At 59.5% G+C, this 15,517-nt stretch carries 14 protein-coding genes and 1 tRNA gene; 5 read left to right on the top strand and 10 right to left on the bottom strand.

Translation table 11 applies throughout. From position 1 onward, the window contains the following. Positions 1–461: 461 nt before the first annotated feature. A complete protein-coding gene (locus KGA98_RS08135; protein WP_090455992.1) occupies positions 462–1,565 on the top strand; it encodes a GlxA family transcriptional regulator in 1,104 nt (367 codons plus the stop codon). 82 nt (positions 1,566–1,647) lie between these two features. Here KGA98_RS08135 and KGA98_RS08130 read toward each other — a convergent pair whose 3' ends face one another. From KGA98_RS08130 to KGA98_RS08105, 6 genes are all read right to left on the bottom strand, one after another. Next, positions 1,648–3,084, bottom strand: a complete 1,437-nt coding sequence (locus KGA98_RS08130) for an NAD(P)(+) transhydrogenase (Re/Si-specific) subunit beta (RefSeq protein ID WP_057712570.1) — start codon at positions 3,082–3,084, stop codon at positions 1,648–1,650. Beyond that, positions 3,081–3,434 (bottom strand): NAD(P) transhydrogenase subunit alpha, encoded by a 354-nt coding sequence (locus KGA98_RS08125; protein WP_057712569.1) that lies wholly within the window; start codon positions 3,432–3,434, stop codon positions 3,081–3,083. The genes KGA98_RS08130 and KGA98_RS08125 overlap by 4 nt, the downstream gene beginning before the upstream one ends. 11 nt (positions 3,435–3,445) lie before the next feature. Then, positions 3,446–4,567 (bottom strand): Re/Si-specific NAD(P)(+) transhydrogenase subunit alpha, encoded by a 1,122-nt coding sequence (locus KGA98_RS08120; protein ID WP_223502005.1) that lies wholly within the window; start codon positions 4,565–4,567, stop codon positions 3,446–3,448. Between the two features lie 73 nt (positions 4,568–4,640). Beyond that, positions 4,641–5,753 carry a GlxA family transcriptional regulator gene (locus KGA98_RS08115; protein ID WP_411736660.1) on the bottom strand — a complete coding sequence of 371 codons (1,113 nt, stop codon included), beginning with the start codon at positions 5,751–5,753 and terminating at the stop codon, positions 4,641–4,643. A gap of 106 nt (positions 5,754–5,859) precedes the next feature. Continuing rightward, entirely contained in the window at positions 5,860–7,260 is a 1,401-nt protein-coding gene (gene gabP / locus KGA98_RS08110) for a GABA permease (RefSeq protein WP_223502003.1), read from the bottom strand. Positions 7,261–7,872: 612 nt separating this feature from the next. After that, a tRNA-Ser gene (locus KGA98_RS08105) sits at positions 7,873–7,960 on the bottom strand. Positions 7,961–8,083: 123 nt separating this feature from the next. Between KGA98_RS08105 and KGA98_RS08100 the strand changes: the two genes are divergently transcribed. Further along, positions 8,084–8,755, top strand: coding sequence for a Bax inhibitor-1/YccA family protein (locus KGA98_RS08100; protein WP_057714309.1), 672 nt, complete (start codon positions 8,084–8,086; stop codon positions 8,753–8,755). 60 nt (positions 8,756–8,815) lie between these two features. On the opposite strand, the gene KGA98_RS08095 is transcribed toward KGA98_RS08100, so the two are convergent. Together KGA98_RS08095 and KGA98_RS08090 are read right to left on the bottom strand one after the other, a co-directional pair. Beyond that, complete coding sequence (locus KGA98_RS08095) at positions 8,816–9,145, bottom strand: YceK/YidQ family lipoprotein (protein WP_057714311.1); 330 nt, start codon at positions 9,143–9,145, stop codon at positions 8,816–8,818. 56 nt (positions 9,146–9,201) lie between these two features. Beyond that, complete coding sequence (locus KGA98_RS08090; protein WP_046038550.1) at positions 9,202–9,639, bottom strand: Lrp/AsnC family transcriptional regulator; 438 nt, start codon at positions 9,637–9,639, stop codon at positions 9,202–9,204. Between the two features lie 136 nt (positions 9,640–9,775). On the opposite strand from KGA98_RS08090, the gene KGA98_RS08085 reads away from it, so the two are divergent. Continuing rightward, complete coding sequence (locus KGA98_RS08085; RefSeq protein ID WP_218497317.1) at positions 9,776–10,669, top strand: DMT family transporter; 894 nt, start codon at positions 9,776–9,778, stop codon at positions 10,667–10,669. A 16-nt stretch (positions 10,670–10,685) separates the two neighbouring features. On the opposite strand, the gene KGA98_RS08080 is transcribed toward KGA98_RS08085, so the two are convergent. Both KGA98_RS08080 and KGA98_RS08075 read right to left on the bottom strand, forming a co-directional pair. After that, positions 10,686–11,726 (bottom strand): FUSC family protein, encoded by a 1,041-nt coding sequence (locus tag KGA98_RS08080; RefSeq protein WP_154946792.1) that lies wholly within the window; start codon positions 11,724–11,726, stop codon positions 10,686–10,688. A 44-nt stretch (positions 11,727–11,770) separates the two neighbouring features. After that, on the bottom strand, positions 11,771–13,396 hold the full coding sequence (locus tag KGA98_RS08075; protein ID WP_223502002.1) for an NADP-dependent glyceraldehyde-3-phosphate dehydrogenase: 1,626 nt from the start codon (positions 13,394–13,396) through the stop codon (positions 11,771–11,773). 263 nt (positions 13,397–13,659) lie between these two features. Here KGA98_RS08075 and KGA98_RS08070 point away from each other — a divergent pair, with 263 nt between their 5' ends. Together KGA98_RS08070 and KGA98_RS08065 are read left to right on the top strand one after the other, a co-directional pair. Continuing rightward, the gene (locus KGA98_RS08070; protein ID WP_057714317.1) at positions 13,660–14,046 is read left to right on the top strand and encodes a c-type cytochrome; all 387 of its coding nucleotides are present in this window, start codon (positions 13,660–13,662) and stop codon (positions 14,044–14,046) included. Positions 14,047–14,068: 22 nt separating this feature from the next. Further along, a complete protein-coding gene (locus KGA98_RS08065; RefSeq protein WP_411736659.1) occupies positions 14,069–15,463 on the top strand; it encodes a D-arabinono-1,4-lactone oxidase in 1,395 nt (464 codons plus the stop codon). Positions 15,464–15,517 lie beyond the last annotated feature (54 nt).

The following is a 15,517-nucleotide window of genomic DNA, read 5'->3' as shown; positions in this document are numbered from 1 at the left end:
GCGGCCCTTCGTGACAGGCAGAAACCGGCCAATAGCAGTCGTCCAAACGATCGTAATACTGCGCAAGCCTTTCTGCTCCCGGTCGCAGATCACTTTTATAGCGCATGGCGCTTGTGCCAGCCCAAAATCGGGCATTGGTCATTATTGTTTTCAAAAACCGACATGTGAGTGTCGGTGACAAATAAGTCGTCGTTTATAGGCATCTCTCGCGCATGTGCTACGAATGTGCACAAGCTTGATAAGCAGGGGCTCAAAATCAAGCGTTTTCCTTATGGCTCCCGCCCTGCAAACCCTCAGCGTAGAGACATTGGATGATGTCGTTTTTGGATCCGTTCAAACATATGTTATTGGGTATGACCTTTGCAGGTTGAATAGGGACAAACCCACCAACTTTTGGATGGGGGTATAAAAAGAGCCTTTGCCTGAGGCCAATCACCCGCTTTGTGTGAGGAGATACCGCGATGACGACGTTCAACTCCGGGGCTCAACCCCAGAACCGTGCGCCTCAATCCATCGGCTTTCTGTTGCTGGACAATTTCACGCTGATTTCTCTGGCGTCCGCTGTAGAACCGCTGCGAATGGCCAACCAGTTGTCCGGTCGCGAGCTTTATCGCTGGACCACCCTCACCGTCGATGGCGGCCAGGTCTGGGCCAGTGACGGCCTGCAAATCACCCCTGACGCTTCCATGCACAAAGCCCCGCCGATGGACATGATCATCGTTTGCGGTGGCATCGGCATTCAGCGCACCGTTACCCGTGAACACGTATCCTGGCTGCAAGGCCAGGCCCGCAAGGCCTGCCGACTCGGTGCGGTGTGCACCGGCAGCTGGGCCCTGGCTTGCGCCGGCCTGCTCGATGGTTTCGATTGCAGTGTGCACTGGGAGTGCCTGGCGGCGATGCAGGAAGCTTTTCCGCGGATAGTAATGAGTACCCGTTTGTTCACCCTTGACCGTAATCGCTTCACCAGCTCCGGCGGCACCGCGCCGCTGGACATGATGCTGCACCTGATCAGCCGTGATCACGGGCGTGAACTGTCGGCCGCGATCTCGGAAATGTTTGTCTACGAGCGCATCCGCAACGAACAGGATCACCAGCGCGTACCGCTCAAGCACATGCTCGGTACCAATCAACCGAAGTTGCAGGAAATCGTCGCGTTGATGGAGGCCAACCTCGAAGAACCGATCGACCTGGACGAACTGGCGGTGTATGTCGACGTATCCCGTCGTCAGCTGGAGCGGCTGTTCCAGAAGTACCTGCACTGCTCGCCGTCGCGTTACTACCTGAAACTGCGCCTGGTCCGCGCGCGCCAGTTGCTCAAGCAAACGCCGATGTCGATCATCGAAGTGGCGTCGATCTGTGGCTTTGTGTCCACGCCGCACTTCTCCAAGTGCTACCGCGAGTACTTCGGCATTCCGCCGCGTGACGAGCGCGTCGGCTCCAATACCACGCAGCAGGTGGCGATGATGCCGTTGCCGCAAGCATTGGTGCTGTCGCCGTTGGCCGGTTCGATGTCAGCGTTGAGCCAGGCACGTAACGAGTCAACCTTTGCCAGCGTTCGTCTATAAATCTTCACCCCTATCCTGCGAAAGCATAACGTTCGCAGGATAGGGGAAGGCGCGTCATTTTAGTGTTGCGCTGAGGCAGGACTTACTCGACGGCTTTGACCATGTCTTCGATGACCTTTTTAGCGTCGCCGAACACCATCATGGTCTTGTCCAGGTAGAACAGTTCGTTGTCCAGGCCGGCATAGCCGCTGGCCATCGAGCGCTTGTTAACGATGATGGTCTTGGCCTTGAACGCTTCGAGGATCGGCATGCCGGCAATCGGCGATTTCGGATCGTTCTTCGCGGCCGGGTTGACCACGTCGTTGGCGCCCAACACCAGTACCACGTCGGCCTGGCCGAACTCGGAGTTGATGTCGTCCATCTCGAACACCTGGTCGTAAGGCACTTCGGCCTCGGCCAGCAACACGTTCATGTGGCCGGGCATACGACCGGCAACCGGGTGGATCGCATACTTCACGGTCACACCGCGATGGGTCAGCTTCTCGGTCAGCTCTTTCAGCGCGTGCTGAGCACGTGCCACCGCCAGACCGTAGCCCGGCACGATGATCACGGTATCGGCGTTGGTTAGCAGGAAGGTCGCGTCGTCGGCCGAACCGGACTTCACCGGACGGGCTTCTTTCGAACCCGCCGGGCCGGCCGCGTCCGCCGTATTGCCGAAGCCCCCGAGCAGCACATTAAAGAAGGAGCGGTTCATCGCCTTGCACATGATGTACGAGAGGATTGCACCGGACGAACCTACCAGCGAACCGGCGATGATCAGCATCGAGTTGTTCAGCGAGAAGCCGATGCCCGCCGCTGCCCAGCCGGAGTAGCTGTTGAGCATCGACACGACCACGGGCATGTCCGCGCCGCCGATCGGGATGATGATCAGCACGCCGAGCACGAAGGCCAACGCCAGCATCACGCCGAAAGCGGTGTAGTCGCCGGTGAGCATGAACGTCACGCCCAGGCCCAGTGTGGCCAGGCCCAGCAGCAGGTTCAGCTTGTGCTGGCCACTGAACTGTACCGGTGCACCCTGGAACAGGCGGAACTTGTACTTGCCGGACAGCTTGCCGAAGGCGATCACCGAACCGGAGAAGGTGATTGCACCGATGGCGGCACCGAGGAACAGTTCCAGGCGGTTGCCGGCCGGGATCGCGTCACCGAGTTGCTTGACGATGCCCAGCGACTGCGGCTCGACCACGGCAGCCACGGCGATGAACACCGCGGCCAGGCCGATCATGCTGTGCATGAAGGCGACCAGTTCGGGCATCTTGGTCATTTCAACGCGTTTGGCCATGATCGACCCGGCAGTGCCGCCGATCAGCAGGCCGACGATCACGTAGACGATACCGTCCTGGGCCAGTTCGGCACCGAGCTTGTAGATCAGGCCGACCGTGGTGAGGATCGCCAGGCCCATGCCGAGCATGCCGAACAGGTTGCCACGACGCGACGTGGTGGGGTGCGAGAGGCCCTTGAGCGCCTGGATGAAGCAGACCGAGGCGATCAAATACAGGGAGGTAACCAGGTTCATGCTCATGCTTGCTGCACCTCAGCCTTGACTGCTTCAGCTTTGGCGGCCGGAGCTTTTGCCGGCGCTTTCTTCTTGAACATTTCCAGCATGCGGCGGGTGACCAAAAAGCCACCGAATACGTTCACCGCGGCCAGGGCCACGGCCAGGGTGCCCATGGTCTTGCCCAGTGGCGTCACGGTCAAAGCCGCTGCCAGCATGGCGCCGACGATCACGATCGCCGAGATCGCGTTGGTCACCGCCATCAACGGGGTGTGCAGCGCAGGCGTGACGTTCCAGACCACGTGGTAACCGACATAGATCGCCAGCACGAAGATGATCAGGTTGTAGATACCGTCAGAGATCAGCATGTCTTCCATTGTTTTTATCCTCAGCCGTTCTTGCGCACGATCTGGCCGTCGCGGCACATCAGGCACGCGGCGACGATATCGTCTTCAAGGTTGATCACCAGTTGTCCTTCTTTATCGAACAACAGTTTCATGAAGTCCAGCAGGTTGCGGGCGTACAGCGCCGAAGCGTCAGCCGCCACGGCGCTGGCCAGGTTGGTCGGGCCCACGATGGTCACGCCGTTTTCGACGACCACCTGGTCGGCCACGGTCAGCGGGCAGTTGCCGCCCTGGGCTGCCGCGAGATCGATGACCACCGAACCCGGTTTCATCTGGGCCACGGTTTGCGCGCTGAGCAGCGTCGGCGCCTTGCGGCCCGGAATCAGCGCGGTGGTGATAACGATGTCCGCCTGCTTGGCGCGTTCGTGCACGGCCGCGGCCTGGCGCTGCATCCAGCTGGCCGGCATCGGGCGAGCGTAACCGCCGACACCGACGGCGCATTCGCGCTCTTCATCGGTCTCGTAGGGCACGTCGACGAACTTGGCGCCGAGGGATTCGATCTGCTCTTTTACCGCCGGACGCACGTCAGACGCTTCGATCACCGCCCCCAGGCGCTTGGCGGTAGCGATGGCCTGCAAGCCGGCCACGCCGGCACCCAGGATCAGCACGCGCGCCGCTTTCACGGTGCCCGCTGCGGTCATCAGCATTGGCATGAAACGCGGGTAGTAGTGCGCGGCCAGCAACACAGCCTTGTAGCCGGCGATGTTGGCTTGCGACGACAGTACGTCCAGGCTTTGGGCGCGGGAGGTGCGCGGCGCAGCTTCCAGGGCAAAGGCGGTAATGCCGCATTCGGCCATTTTGGCGATGGTTTCATTGCTGAACGGATTGAGCATGCCCACCACTACGGTGCCGCTCTTGATCAGGGCGAGCTCGCTGTCGTTGGGGGCGACGACTTTGAGAATCAGCTCGGCAGCAAACGCATCGTTGGCGCTGCCAATGCTTGCGCCTGCCGCTTCATAGGCACTGTCGACAACGCTGGCATTAATGCCGGCGCCGCTTTGTACAGTGACCTTATGGCCCTGGCCGATCAGCTTCTTGATGGTTTCCGGGGTTGCAGCAACCCGTGTTTCACCGGTCTGGGTTTCGAGAGGAACACCAATGTGCACGTCAAATCTCCTGCGTGATCTTATTGAGTAAACCCATGCACTACGGATGAATGGGGGCGGCAGGGACGTCCTGTCAGCACGACTCCGCCAAGTCGAAACGATCAATCATTCGAACACTGGCAAAAGTCGATTCGTTTCGTGCCTGGTCGAGCGCTGTCAGTGGTTTAGTTGATGACTGCTGCGTAGTCGCAAGCGTTGCCGGTTTGCGACTCATGTCAGAGCCGGAGCGCTCGTCGCTTGGTGGAACACCAAAGTACTCGCGATAGCACTTGGAAAAGTGTGGTGTGGACACGAAACCGCATACGTACGCCAGCTCAATGATCGACAATGATGTTTGCTTAAGCAGTTGTCGCGCTCGAATAAGACGTAACCTTAAGTAGTAGCGTGACGGCGTACAGTGAAGGTATTTCTGAAATAGCCGTTCCAGCTGTCGACGTGACAGATCAACGTATTCTGCAAGGTTATTCAGGTCGATCGGTTCCTCGAGATTGGCCTCCATCAACGCGACGATCTCCTGCAGCTTAGGCTGATGAGTTCCCAGCACATGCCTGAGCGGAACCCGCTGATGGTCCTGTTCGTTGCGTATGCGCTCGTAAACAAACATCTCAGAGATGGCTGCGGATAATTCACGACCATGATCGCGACCAATCAGGTGCAGCATCATGTCCAGCGGCGCTGTTCCCCCGGAGCTTGTGAATCGGTTTCGGTCCAGGGTGAAGAGACTCGCGCTGATGCTCACTCGCGGGAAAGCTTCCTGCATGGCGGCCAAGAATTCCCAATGCACGCTGCACTCGTAGCCGTCGAGCAGCCCGGCTTTGGCGAGCGCCCAGCTGCCGGTGCACACACCTCCCAACCGTCTGGATTGACGCGCCAAGGCTTGCAGCCAGGTAATGTGCTCGCGGGTAATCACGTTCTGGATTCCAACACCACCGCACACGATTACAGTGTCCGCCACTAATGGATTGTTCCACGAAGCATCCGGAGTGATCGGCACGCCGTCACTGGCCCAGACAGGCTCTCCATCGGGGCTGAACGTATGCCAGCGATATAGCTCTCGTCCCGACAACTGATTGGCCATGCGCAGTGGCTCTACTGCGGACGCCAGGGAAATAAGTGTGAATTTATCCAGCAGCAGAAAACCAACGGATTGAGTCGTACCGTCGGACACGGTGGAGTTCGATGACATCGTGGTCATGTCCTCACAGAGAGCGATTACGGCCTGAGACGCAGGAGCTGGTAATACTCCCCAGCCTTGGCGCAGGGAGCAGGTTTGGCGCAAATACCTCCTTGGTTTATCCCACTGACGTCACCCTCGCAGCCTGCGCAGGGTGACGGGACGTCACAAGGCCGATAAAGGAAATCGCCAGCGCCAGGCCAATGGTTGTGCTGACTTCGGTACGGTGCTCCGGGGTGATCATCATGACTGCCAGCGCTGCGCAAATGAACGCAATCACCAGCCACGTCAGCCATGGAAACAGCCACATGCGAAAGGTCAGCTCAACGTTCTGCCGACGCAACATCCGGCGCATGCGCAGTTGCGACACCGCAATGGCCAGGTACACCAGCAAGGCAATCGCGCCGGAGCTGGCCAGCAGGAAGTTAAACAGCCCGGCGGGCATGAAGTAGCTCCACACGGTGATCGCCGCGCCCAGCACGGTGCTGGCGATGACTGCTGCACGCGGCACGCCTTCGGAGGAGGTCGCCTTCAGCGCCTTCGGCGCATCGCCACGACGACCCAGCGAGTACAGCATGCGCGAAGCAATGTAGATCGAGGAGTTCATGCAACTGGCCACGGCGATCAGCACCACCACGTCCACCATGAACTTGGCGTGGGGAATGTTCATGATCTCCAGTGCCCGCTGGTAGGAGCCTACCTGGGCGAGCAGCGGATCGTTCCAGGGCACCACGGAGATGACCACGAAAATCGACAACAGGTAGAACACGCCGATGCGCCAAATCACCGAACGCGTGGCCTTGGCGATGTTCTGCGAGGGATTGTCGGATTCGGCGGCGGCGATGGTGACCGCTTCAGTACCAATGAAGCTGAACATGATGGTGATGAAAGCGCCGACTACCGCCGACAGGCCGTTGGGGGCAAATCCGCCATGCTCGGCCATCAGGCCGCTCAAGCCGCTGACTTCCCGATCGGGAACCCAGCCCATCAGCACGGCAAAACCCACGCCGATGAAACCGATGATCGCCACCACCTTGGCCATGGCGAACCAGAATTCGAATTCGCCGTACTTGGAGACACTGAACAGATTGGTGATCACCAACGCAATGATCGACACCAGGGCGAACAGCCAGGCATCGATCTGGGGAAACCACTGGTTCAACACATGGCCGGCGGCCAGTGCTTCGATAGGGATCACCAGTACCCAGAACCACCAGTACAGCCAACCGATGGTGAAGCCTGCCCAACGACCTATTGCCTGGTCGGCATAGGTGGAGAACGAGCCTGTGTCCGGGTTGGCCACCGCCATTTCACCGAGCATACGCATGACCAGAACCACAAGCAGGCCTGAGAATAGGTAGGCCAGCAGGACGGCCGGGCCAGCAGCTGCAATGGCATGTCCTGAGCCAACGAATAAACCGGCGCCGATAATCCCGGCGATTGACAGCATTGTTACGTGACGAGGCTTGAAGCCCTGTGCCAATTGGCCATTCGAATCCTTGGAGCTCGGGCTAATCATCGGGTTTTTTTTCTCTGCTGATCGACATTTAAGCGAAGTGATGGGGGCAACGGATCATCATCGTTTCCTGCTGCCGCTTCCTGAAAGTGGCACCCTTCAAACGCTGCCGTACTTATCAAACCCATCGTCGCGATGTGGTTATTTCCATGAAAAGAGGCGCCACCTTACCCGGCTTGTTCGATAATTCAGTTACCTGTCCACGCCGCCTCCTTGCCTGATATCGACACGTGCCAATTTAACGTTCACAGCGAAAACCAATCGGTCACGAATTGGCCAGGTGGAATCATTTTGTTTTTTTGAGGATTCTGCTAAAGCAGCAACGGATGGGGATTGCCTGGAAGGTTTAAGCGCCCGAGAAGGTTTCGGGCCGAGGGCCGCGAGATCTCTGCGGGAAGAGCGGATTGGATGATTACTGCCTGTAGCGACCGGCTGAATCCACAGCCGTTTACTGCCGGTCAAGAAGGTCAGCTGGCGACCTTTTCCCTATAGCGGCGCTTTCAGCTTGGTCGAGGGGTACCAAATGGTTTTGTAACGGCTCTGAAAAGCAGCACCGATTCCCAAACCCCAGAAACGACAAAGCCCTGAATAATCAGGGCTTTGTCGGTACAAATATGGCGGAGGCGATGGGATTCGAACTCATGGACCTGTTACAGTCGACGGTTTTCAAGACCGTTGCCTTAAACCACTCGGCCACACCTCCGTTTGCGTTGCGGGCGCCATAATACCTGAATGAAACACACTGTCAAACTCTCTGCATAGCTTGTTACAGAGCGTCTGTTATGATCTTTGCGACTGAACGTTTCAAACCAACAGGAGTGTCGCCATGCGCGAACAGGATTACGCAGTTAATAACAGCGTGCAGGCTGAGCAGCTAGAGGTTAGCCGCGTCCTGCGCAACACATACGGCTTGCTCGCCCTGACCCTGGCTTTCAGCGGTGTGACAGCCTACGTTGCCCAGCAGATGCATGTTGGCTACCCGAACATTTTCGTGGTGCTGATCGGCTTCTACGGTCTTTTCTTCCTCACCAACAAACTCCGTGATTCGGCCTGGGGCCTGGTGTCGGCATTTGCCCTGACCGGTTTCATGGGTTTCCTGCTTGGCCCGATCCTCAACCGTTACCTGGGTATGCAGGGCGGCGCTGAAGTGGTCAGCTCGGCTTTCGCGATGACGGCGCTGGTGTTCGGCGGTCTGTCGGCATATGTGCTGATTACCCGCAAGGACATGAGCTTCCTCGGCGGTTTCATCACGGCAGGCTTCTTTGTGCTGCTGGGTGCGACGCTGGCGAGCCTGTTCTTCCAGATCAGCGGCCTGCAACTGGCGATCAGCGCAGGTTTCGTGCTGTTCTCCTCGGTCTGCATTCTGTTCCAGACCAGCGCCATCATTCATGGCGGCGAGCGTAACTACATCATGGCTACCATCAGCCTGTATGTATCGATCTACAACCTGTTCGTCAGCCTGTTGCAGCTGTTCGGCATCATGAGCCGCGATGACTGATCCTCGGCCTTGAACTAAAAAACCCGCTCAGGCGGGTTTTTTATTACCACAAATCCAGGCCTACTCTGTAATGACGATGCTGCCGTCGGCTTGCTGGCGGTAGATTGTGTAGGGCAGCAGCAGTGTGTCCATCGCCCCGGACACGACCACGTCGAGCAGCACGATAGCGGGGGCGGGACCATGTACCTGCGCATCCCGGCCGTCTTCGAGGGGCGCGTTCAGGTAGCAGAAGTCGTAGGTCACGCCGCTGTAGATTCGCGGTACCGCGCCGCAGTAACTCTTTTGTTCCTTGAGACTTTTCGAGGCCACTTCGTCACTGCGCACAACCGTCTGAATCGTGCCGCAACCCGCCAACATCGTAGCCACCAGTAGTATTGCCTGAGTTTTCATGCCGTCAATCCTTCGCCGGAAACCATCAATCTACTTCAGTCTGAAGCAAATATCACTCACGCCATGGGCGGCAACCGGCGCTTGACCGGGGTTTTCTTGACGATCGCCGTATTGGTTTCAGCGTGGGTGTTGAGTCGGTCGAGCAGGGTGTCCAGTTGTTCCATCGAGCGCACATGCAGGCGCGCGATGAAACAGTCGTCGCCGGTGACCTTGTCGCACTCGGTGAATTCGGGAATGGCCATGATTTGCCGCTCCACTTCCTGTAATTGCCCCGGCAACGGGCGAATACGCACGATGGCCTGGAGTTGATAGCCGAAGCATTTCGGGTCGATTTCAACGGTGTAGCCCTTGAGCACGCCTCGCTCTTCCAGGCGGCGCAGACGCTCGGCAACACTGGGGGAAGACAGGCCGCTGATTTGCGCCAGGGCCTTGAGCGAGCGCCGCGAGTCCTCCATCAGCGCCGTGATCAGCAACTGGTCGATATCATCGGTCATGGCGAAACCCTCTGTTAGGCATTTTTTCAAAAAGGCCTTGATAAAAAAGGCAGATCCAGAGTTTAGCCTGCTTTTTACTCTGGAGTAGCCCCTGGGTGCATTGGCATACTTTGGCCACAAACACAGGAGTCTGATGATGGACAAAACCCTACGCCGCGGTTCGTTCGAAATGACGGCCGCCATGCTGATCTCCGGCACCATCGGCTGGTTCGTGCTGGTGTCCGGGCAACCGGTGCTGGATGTGGTGTTCTGGCGCTGCCTGTTCGGTGCTGGCACCTTGCTGCTCATTTGCGCGGCTTTCGGCTTTCTGCGCCCCGGCATTCTGACCCGCACCACGTTCCTGCTCGCAGTGCTCAGCGGTGTGGCGATCGTCGGCAACTGGGTGCTGTTGTTCGCGTCCTATTCCCGGGCGTCGATTGCCATCGGCACCGCCGTCTATAACGTCCAGCCTTTCATGCTGGTCGGGCTGGCGGCGTTGTTCCTCAACGAAAAGATCACCGCGCAGAAACTGACCTGGCTGGGTGTTTCGTTTCTCGGGATGCTGGCGATTGTCAGTGCCCATGGCAGCCAGGGCGAAAGCGGCAGCGATTACCTGATGGGCATTGCCTTGGCGTTGGGCGCGGCGTTTCTCTACGCAATTGCCGCGTTGATCATCAAGCGCCTGACTGGAACCCCACCGCATTTGATCGCGCTGATTCAGGTCAGCACAGGCGTGCTGTTGCTCGCGCCCTTCGCGAATCTTTCGGTGCTGCCGCAGGCGCCAAGCGCGTGGGCCAGCCTGGTGACGCTGGGCATGGTCCACACCGGTGTGATGTACGTGTTGCTGTACGGCGCGATTCAAAAACTGCCGACTGCGTTGACGGGCGCGCTGTCCTTCATCTACCCGATCGCGGCGATTTTCGTCGACTGGTTTGCTTTCGGTCATCGCCTGGAGCCACTGCAATGGATTGGAGTCGCGGCGATTCTGTTGGCCGCTGCCGGCATGCAACAAGGCTGGACGCTGAAGTTTCGGCGCACGGTGACGCCTTGAGTGCCAACCAGGGGCGTCAGATGTTCCAGCGCGGCGCGCTCTTGGCCAAGCGCTGGCGCATCTCCCCGACGTTGGCGGCCAGTTGTTGGGTCAGCAAACGATACCCGTCCAGCGTGTTGTAGACCGGCGCATCAAGGCTGACAAGCGGCACATCCACGGGGCGATTGAGCCGCTGGGCGGCGCCTGATTTCAACGCCCGGGCCATGCCGATCAATTGCACGCGAATCTGTCGATGCTCGGCTTTCAATGCCGTTTGCATCAGCGACATCGCCTCGAGGTCATTGGCATCCGGTCGGGTATTGCCGAGGATTTCCAGGGTGCTGACGCACATGCGCAGGTTGCGCTGAAGGGCATCGAGTTCGGTCATGGAAATCTTCACTTCCTTGGACACTGAGGGCATCAGTGAGCGAAGTTGCACCATCGCCGCGTTCAGGCGAGTCATGAGCTTGAGGTGTTCGTCGGCGGTGATGGCCTGGCCGTCAATGATGCGCCCGTAGACTTTCGCGCAATCACGCAGCGCATCGGCCAGGTTGTAGCGCCAGGAGTAAACCGCGTACAGCGGCAGGGCAAAGGAAAACGCCAGGGCCAGGGCAATGCCGATCAGGATATCCACCCCGCGCCACAAGCCATCGGTGACCGGGTTGTCGCCGTGCCCCGCGACGATGAACACGGTAATCGCCGACAGCAACGCCGTGTAACCACCCTTGCCGATGGCGTGATACGAGAAAAACCCGCAGACCACCGACATCGCGAAATAGGTCAGCCAGGGCATCCCCAGCCAGGCCTGTTGTGCCACCAACACCAGGCCGACACCGGCGCCGATCAAGGTGCCAATGGCGCGCTCGGCGGCTTTCTTGCCGATGTTGCCGTGGTGCTGCAAGCCGCCGATCACCACCAGCATGGTCACCGACGCCCACTCACCGTGGGGTAGATTGATGCCGGTGGTCAGCAGGATCGTCGCCAGCAACCCGAGCGACACCCGCACCGCATGGATCACCCGGGCATGGCGGTAGCGCCGGTACGGGTCCAGCAACGGACGCAGCAATCGGCGCAACAGCGGTGGCAATCGTTGGGCTCTGGATGTACTCAGGCTGGCTCTCCTCAGAAGATGTAGTCGGTGGTAAGGAAGCTCGAACTGCGGCCGCTGATGATCTCGCTGATCAGGTCCTTGTTGGTCTCCTGGAACTTGGTCGCCACCAGGGTGCGGATCGAAAACACCCGCAGTGCGTCATGGACCGACAAGGTGCCTTCGGCCGAGTTCTTGCGACCATTGAAGGGATAGGTGTCCGGGCCGCGCTGGCACTGGGCATTGAGGTTGATGCGCCCGACCTGATTGGCGAAGGTGTCCACCAGCCGGCCAACCGCCACCGGGTTGGTGCCGAAGATGCTCAATTGCTGGCCAAAGTCCGACTCCAGCACGTAGTCGATCACGGTATCCAGATGACGGTAGGGCACGATGGGGATGACGGGGCCGAACTGTTCCTCCTGATAAACCCGCATCTGCGGCGTGACCGGGTACAGCACTGCCGGGTAGAAGAATGACGCACGAGCCTCGCCACCGTTGGGGTTGACTACCTTGGCGCCTTTGCTTTCGGCATCCGCCACCAGTGCATGCAGATAGTCGACCTTGCCCGATTCCGGCAGCGGTGTCAGGGCTACGCCACTTTCCCAGGGCATGCCGGGCTTGAGGTTGGCGAGCCTGGCATTGAATTTGTCGATGAAGGACTCGACCACGTCTTCGTGGACAAACAGGATCTTCAGAGCGGTGCAGCGCTGGCCATTGAATGACAGCGAACCGGTCACCGCTTCACTGACCGCGTTGTCCAGATCCACTTCCGGCAGGACGATGCCCGGGTTTTTCGCATCCAGGCCCAGCGCCGCGCGCAAACGGTGGGGTCTCGGATGGAGTTTTTTCAGGTCACTGGCGGCCTTGTTGGTGCCGATGAAGGCAAAGATGTCGATCTTGCCGCTGGCCATCAACGCACTGACCGTCTCGCGGCCGCTGCCGTAGATGACGTTGATCACCCCGGTCGGAAAGCTGTCGCGGAAGGCCTCCAGCAGCGGGCGAATCAGCAGCACGCCGAGCTTGGCCGGCTTGAACACCACGGTGTTGCCCATGATCAGCGCCGGGATCAGCGTGGTGAAGGTTTCGTTCAACGGATAGTTGTAAGGCCCCATGCACAGGGCCACGCCCATCGGTACGCGACGGATCTGGCCGAGGGTGTCCTGTTCCAGTTCGAAACGGCTGGAGCGGCGGTCGAGTTCCTTCAGGGCGTTGATGGTGTCGACGATGTAGTCGCAGGTGCGGTCGAACTCCTTTTCCGAGTCCTTGAGGTTCTTGCCGATTTCCCACATCAGCAACTTGACCACGGCGTCGCGCTGCTCGCGCATGCGTGCGAGGAAGGTTTCGACGTGCTGGATGCGTTCGGCCACGCGCATGGTCGGCCACAGGCCCTGGCCACGGTCGTAGGCACGGACTGCGGCGTCGAGGGCGGTCAAGGCGGTGTCGGCATCCAGCAGCGGTGTGCTGCCGAGGATCACCTGTTCATCGCCATTCGGGCCTGCCAGGTACACCGGGCTGCGGACCAGGGCCAGCGGCCCGTTCCAGGTTCTGAGTTGGCCATCGACCAGGTACTCGCGCTGCTCGGTCTGGCCGTCAAGGCGGTACTTTTCCGGGATCTCGGCGGGGCTTGGGAACAGGTTCTGGAGAATATTGGCTGTGGTCATGTCGCTACCCCTCTGGATTGGCTGATGCACTGGTGAATCGTTTTAGCAGACCTCAGCAACGCTTGTCATGACTCATCTCAGGGTTTTGCCGAACAGCATTATGTCCGGGGACTTATCGGTGCCTTGCGTCATGGCCTCAGAAGCGCCCCTTGTTGGCCCCCAATGCCCTCAACCTGCCCGCGTGGGGTGCCTTAATGTTGACTCTCCTTGATCACAACAAAAAAGTGCACCCGGCCGGCCGGGCAGCCATTGAGAGGACAGCCATGCGGGCAAGCCGATTAACTGAAAAGCCTAGCCTTTGTTTGGCCTTGGTGGGCTGTGTCTTTGCGGCGTTGCTTGCAGGGTGCGGCAAAGAGCCGAACAACCCGCCGACCCGCAGCGAAGCAGGTGCCGCGAGGCCCGCCGACGCGGAACTCGCGCAGGTCTACGACAACAGCTGCAAGCTTTGCCATGCCAATCCGGCGGCCGGGGCGCCGCTGACCGGCGATATCAAGGCCTGGCAACCACGGGTGTTACAGGGCGCCGACACGCTGCTCGATCACGCGATCAACGGTTACAACGGCATGCCGCCGATGGGGATGTGCATGCAGTGTTCGCAAGAACAGTTCCTGGCGCTGATTGCCTTTATGTCCGGCCAGCAAATCCAATAACAAGAACGGCAGGGTGCGATTCATGACGATGGACCTGACACGGCGTCAGTTGTTGCAACGGGCGAGCGTCATTGGCGCCTTTACCGCGCTCGGCTCAACGCCGGCAGTGGCCGAGCTGCTGCGCGCGCCACGCCTGATTCCCTGGCGCAATTGGTCGGGAGGCCAGAGTTGCCTGCCGGCTGCGCGGTTGGCGCCCAAGAACCTGGATGAGTTGACGCAAGTGGTGCGCCAGGCCCCCGGCAAGATTCGTCCGGTGGGCTCGGCGCATTCCTTCAGTGCGCTGGTGCCCACCGACGGCACCTTGCTGTCGCTGAGCTATTTCACGGGTTTGCTCGATCACGATCGGCAAACGCTGCAGGCCGAGTTCGCCGCCGGCACGCCGATGTCACGCATGGGCACGCCGCTCAAGGACATCGGCCAGGCCCTGCAAAACATGGCTGACATCGATTACCAGACCCTTGCCGGCGCGATCTCGACCTCGACCCACGGTACCGGCAAGCACTTTCAATCGTATTCGGCGCATGTCTGCGGCATGCAGTTGGTGGCCGCCAACGGCGACGTGCTCGACTGCGATGCCAGCCGCCATCCTGAAGTGTTCAGTGCCGCGAGGGTGTCCTTGGGCGCGTTGGGCGTGGCCACCAGGGTGCGCCTGCAAAACCGCCCGGCGTATCGATTGCGGGAGCGCCAATGGATCGCTAAAACCGAAGAGTTACTGGAAGACCTGGACAAGAACACCCGGGAAAACCAGCACTGGGAAATGCTCGTGGTGACGCATTCCGACTACGCCTTGTCGATCGCCCTGAACGAAACCGGCGACCCGGCTACACCACTGGTCCCGGCGGATGAGGAGGGCGGCAACGAGTTTGTCACGCTGATCGAGAAGATCGACAAATACGCCAGCGACTTCCCGGACCTGCGTCGCACGATGCTCAATAACTTGCGCCACCTGGCCAGTTTCGATGACCGGGTGGGTGACTCGTTCGACATCTATGCCAACGTGCGCACGGTACGTTTCAATGAAATGGAATACTCCGTGCCGGCCGAATACGGCCCAGCCTGTTTGCGCGAGATCCTCAAACTGATCCAGGACAAGGACCTGCGCACCTGGTTTCCGATCGAGTACCGTTACGTCAAGGCCGACGACATTCCCCTGAGCATGTTCGAAGGTCGCGACAGCTGTTCGATCTCGGTCCACCAGCATTACCAGATGGATCATCACAATTTCTTCGCCGCCATCGAGCCGATTTTCTGGAAGTACAACGGCCGGCCGCACTGGGGCAAGTTGCACACGCTGAATGCGAAAAACCTGCAGCCGCTGTACCCGCGCTGGCAGGAATTCATCCAGGTGCGGCAGGCGCTCGACCCCAGCGGCAAATTTCTCAACGCGCACTTGTCATCCATTCTGGGGGTGAGCTGATGGCCGTCAATCGCCGCAATTTCTTGCTCGGCACCGCCGGTGTCGGCGCCTTGT

It is taken from the genome of Pseudomonas sp. BF-R-24 (assembly GCF_019947335.1).
GTDB lineage: Bacteria > Pseudomonadota > Gammaproteobacteria > Pseudomonadales > Pseudomonadaceae > Aquipseudomonas > Aquipseudomonas jessenii.
Note: the sequence above shows the minus strand (reverse complement) of the source record. Positions and strands in the feature narration are given on the sequence as shown.

What these genes read in the sequence shown, in the direction of transcription:
- KGA98_RS08125 (WP_057712569.1), bottom strand. Translation starts at nt 3,434, where the DNA reads ATGGAAGACATGCTGATCTCTGACGGTATCTACAACCTGATCATCTTC.
- KGA98_RS08085 (WP_218497317.1), top strand. Translation starts at nt 9,776, where the DNA reads ATGGACAAAACCCTACGCCGCGGTTCGTTCGAAATGACGGCCGCCATG.
- KGA98_RS08130 (WP_057712570.1), bottom strand. Translation starts at nt 3,084, where the DNA reads ATGAGCATGAACCTGGTTACCTCCCTGTATTTGATCGCCTCGGTCTGC.
- KGA98_RS08090 (WP_046038550.1), bottom strand. Translation starts at nt 9,639, where the DNA reads ATGACCGATGATATCGACCAGTTGCTGATCACGGCGCTGATGGAGGAC.
- KGA98_RS08065 (WP_411736659.1), top strand. Translation starts at nt 14,069, where the DNA reads ATGACGATGGACCTGACACGGCGTCAGTTGTTGCAACGGGCGAGCGTC.
- KGA98_RS08100 (WP_057714309.1), top strand. Translation starts at nt 8,084, where the DNA reads ATGCGCGAACAGGATTACGCAGTTAATAACAGCGTGCAGGCTGAGCAG.
- KGA98_RS08070 (WP_057714317.1), top strand. Translation starts at nt 13,660, where the DNA reads ATGCGGGCAAGCCGATTAACTGAAAAGCCTAGCCTTTGTTTGGCCTTG.
- KGA98_RS08135 (WP_090455992.1), top strand. Translation starts at nt 462, where the DNA reads ATGACGACGTTCAACTCCGGGGCTCAACCCCAGAACCGTGCGCCTCAA.
- KGA98_RS08075 (WP_223502002.1), bottom strand. Translation starts at nt 13,396, where the DNA reads ATGACCACAGCCAATATTCTCCAGAACCTGTTCCCAAGCCCCGCCGAG.
- gabP (WP_223502003.1), bottom strand. Translation starts at nt 7,260, where the DNA reads ATGATTAGCCCGAGCTCCAAGGATTCGAATGGCCAATTGGCACAGGGC.
- KGA98_RS08095 (WP_057714311.1), bottom strand. Translation starts at nt 9,145, where the DNA reads ATGAAAACTCAGGCAATACTACTGGTGGCTACGATGTTGGCGGGTTGC.
- KGA98_RS08115 (WP_411736660.1), bottom strand. Translation starts at nt 5,753, where the DNA reads ATGTCATCGAACTCCACCGTGTCCGACGGTACGACTCAATCCGTTGGT.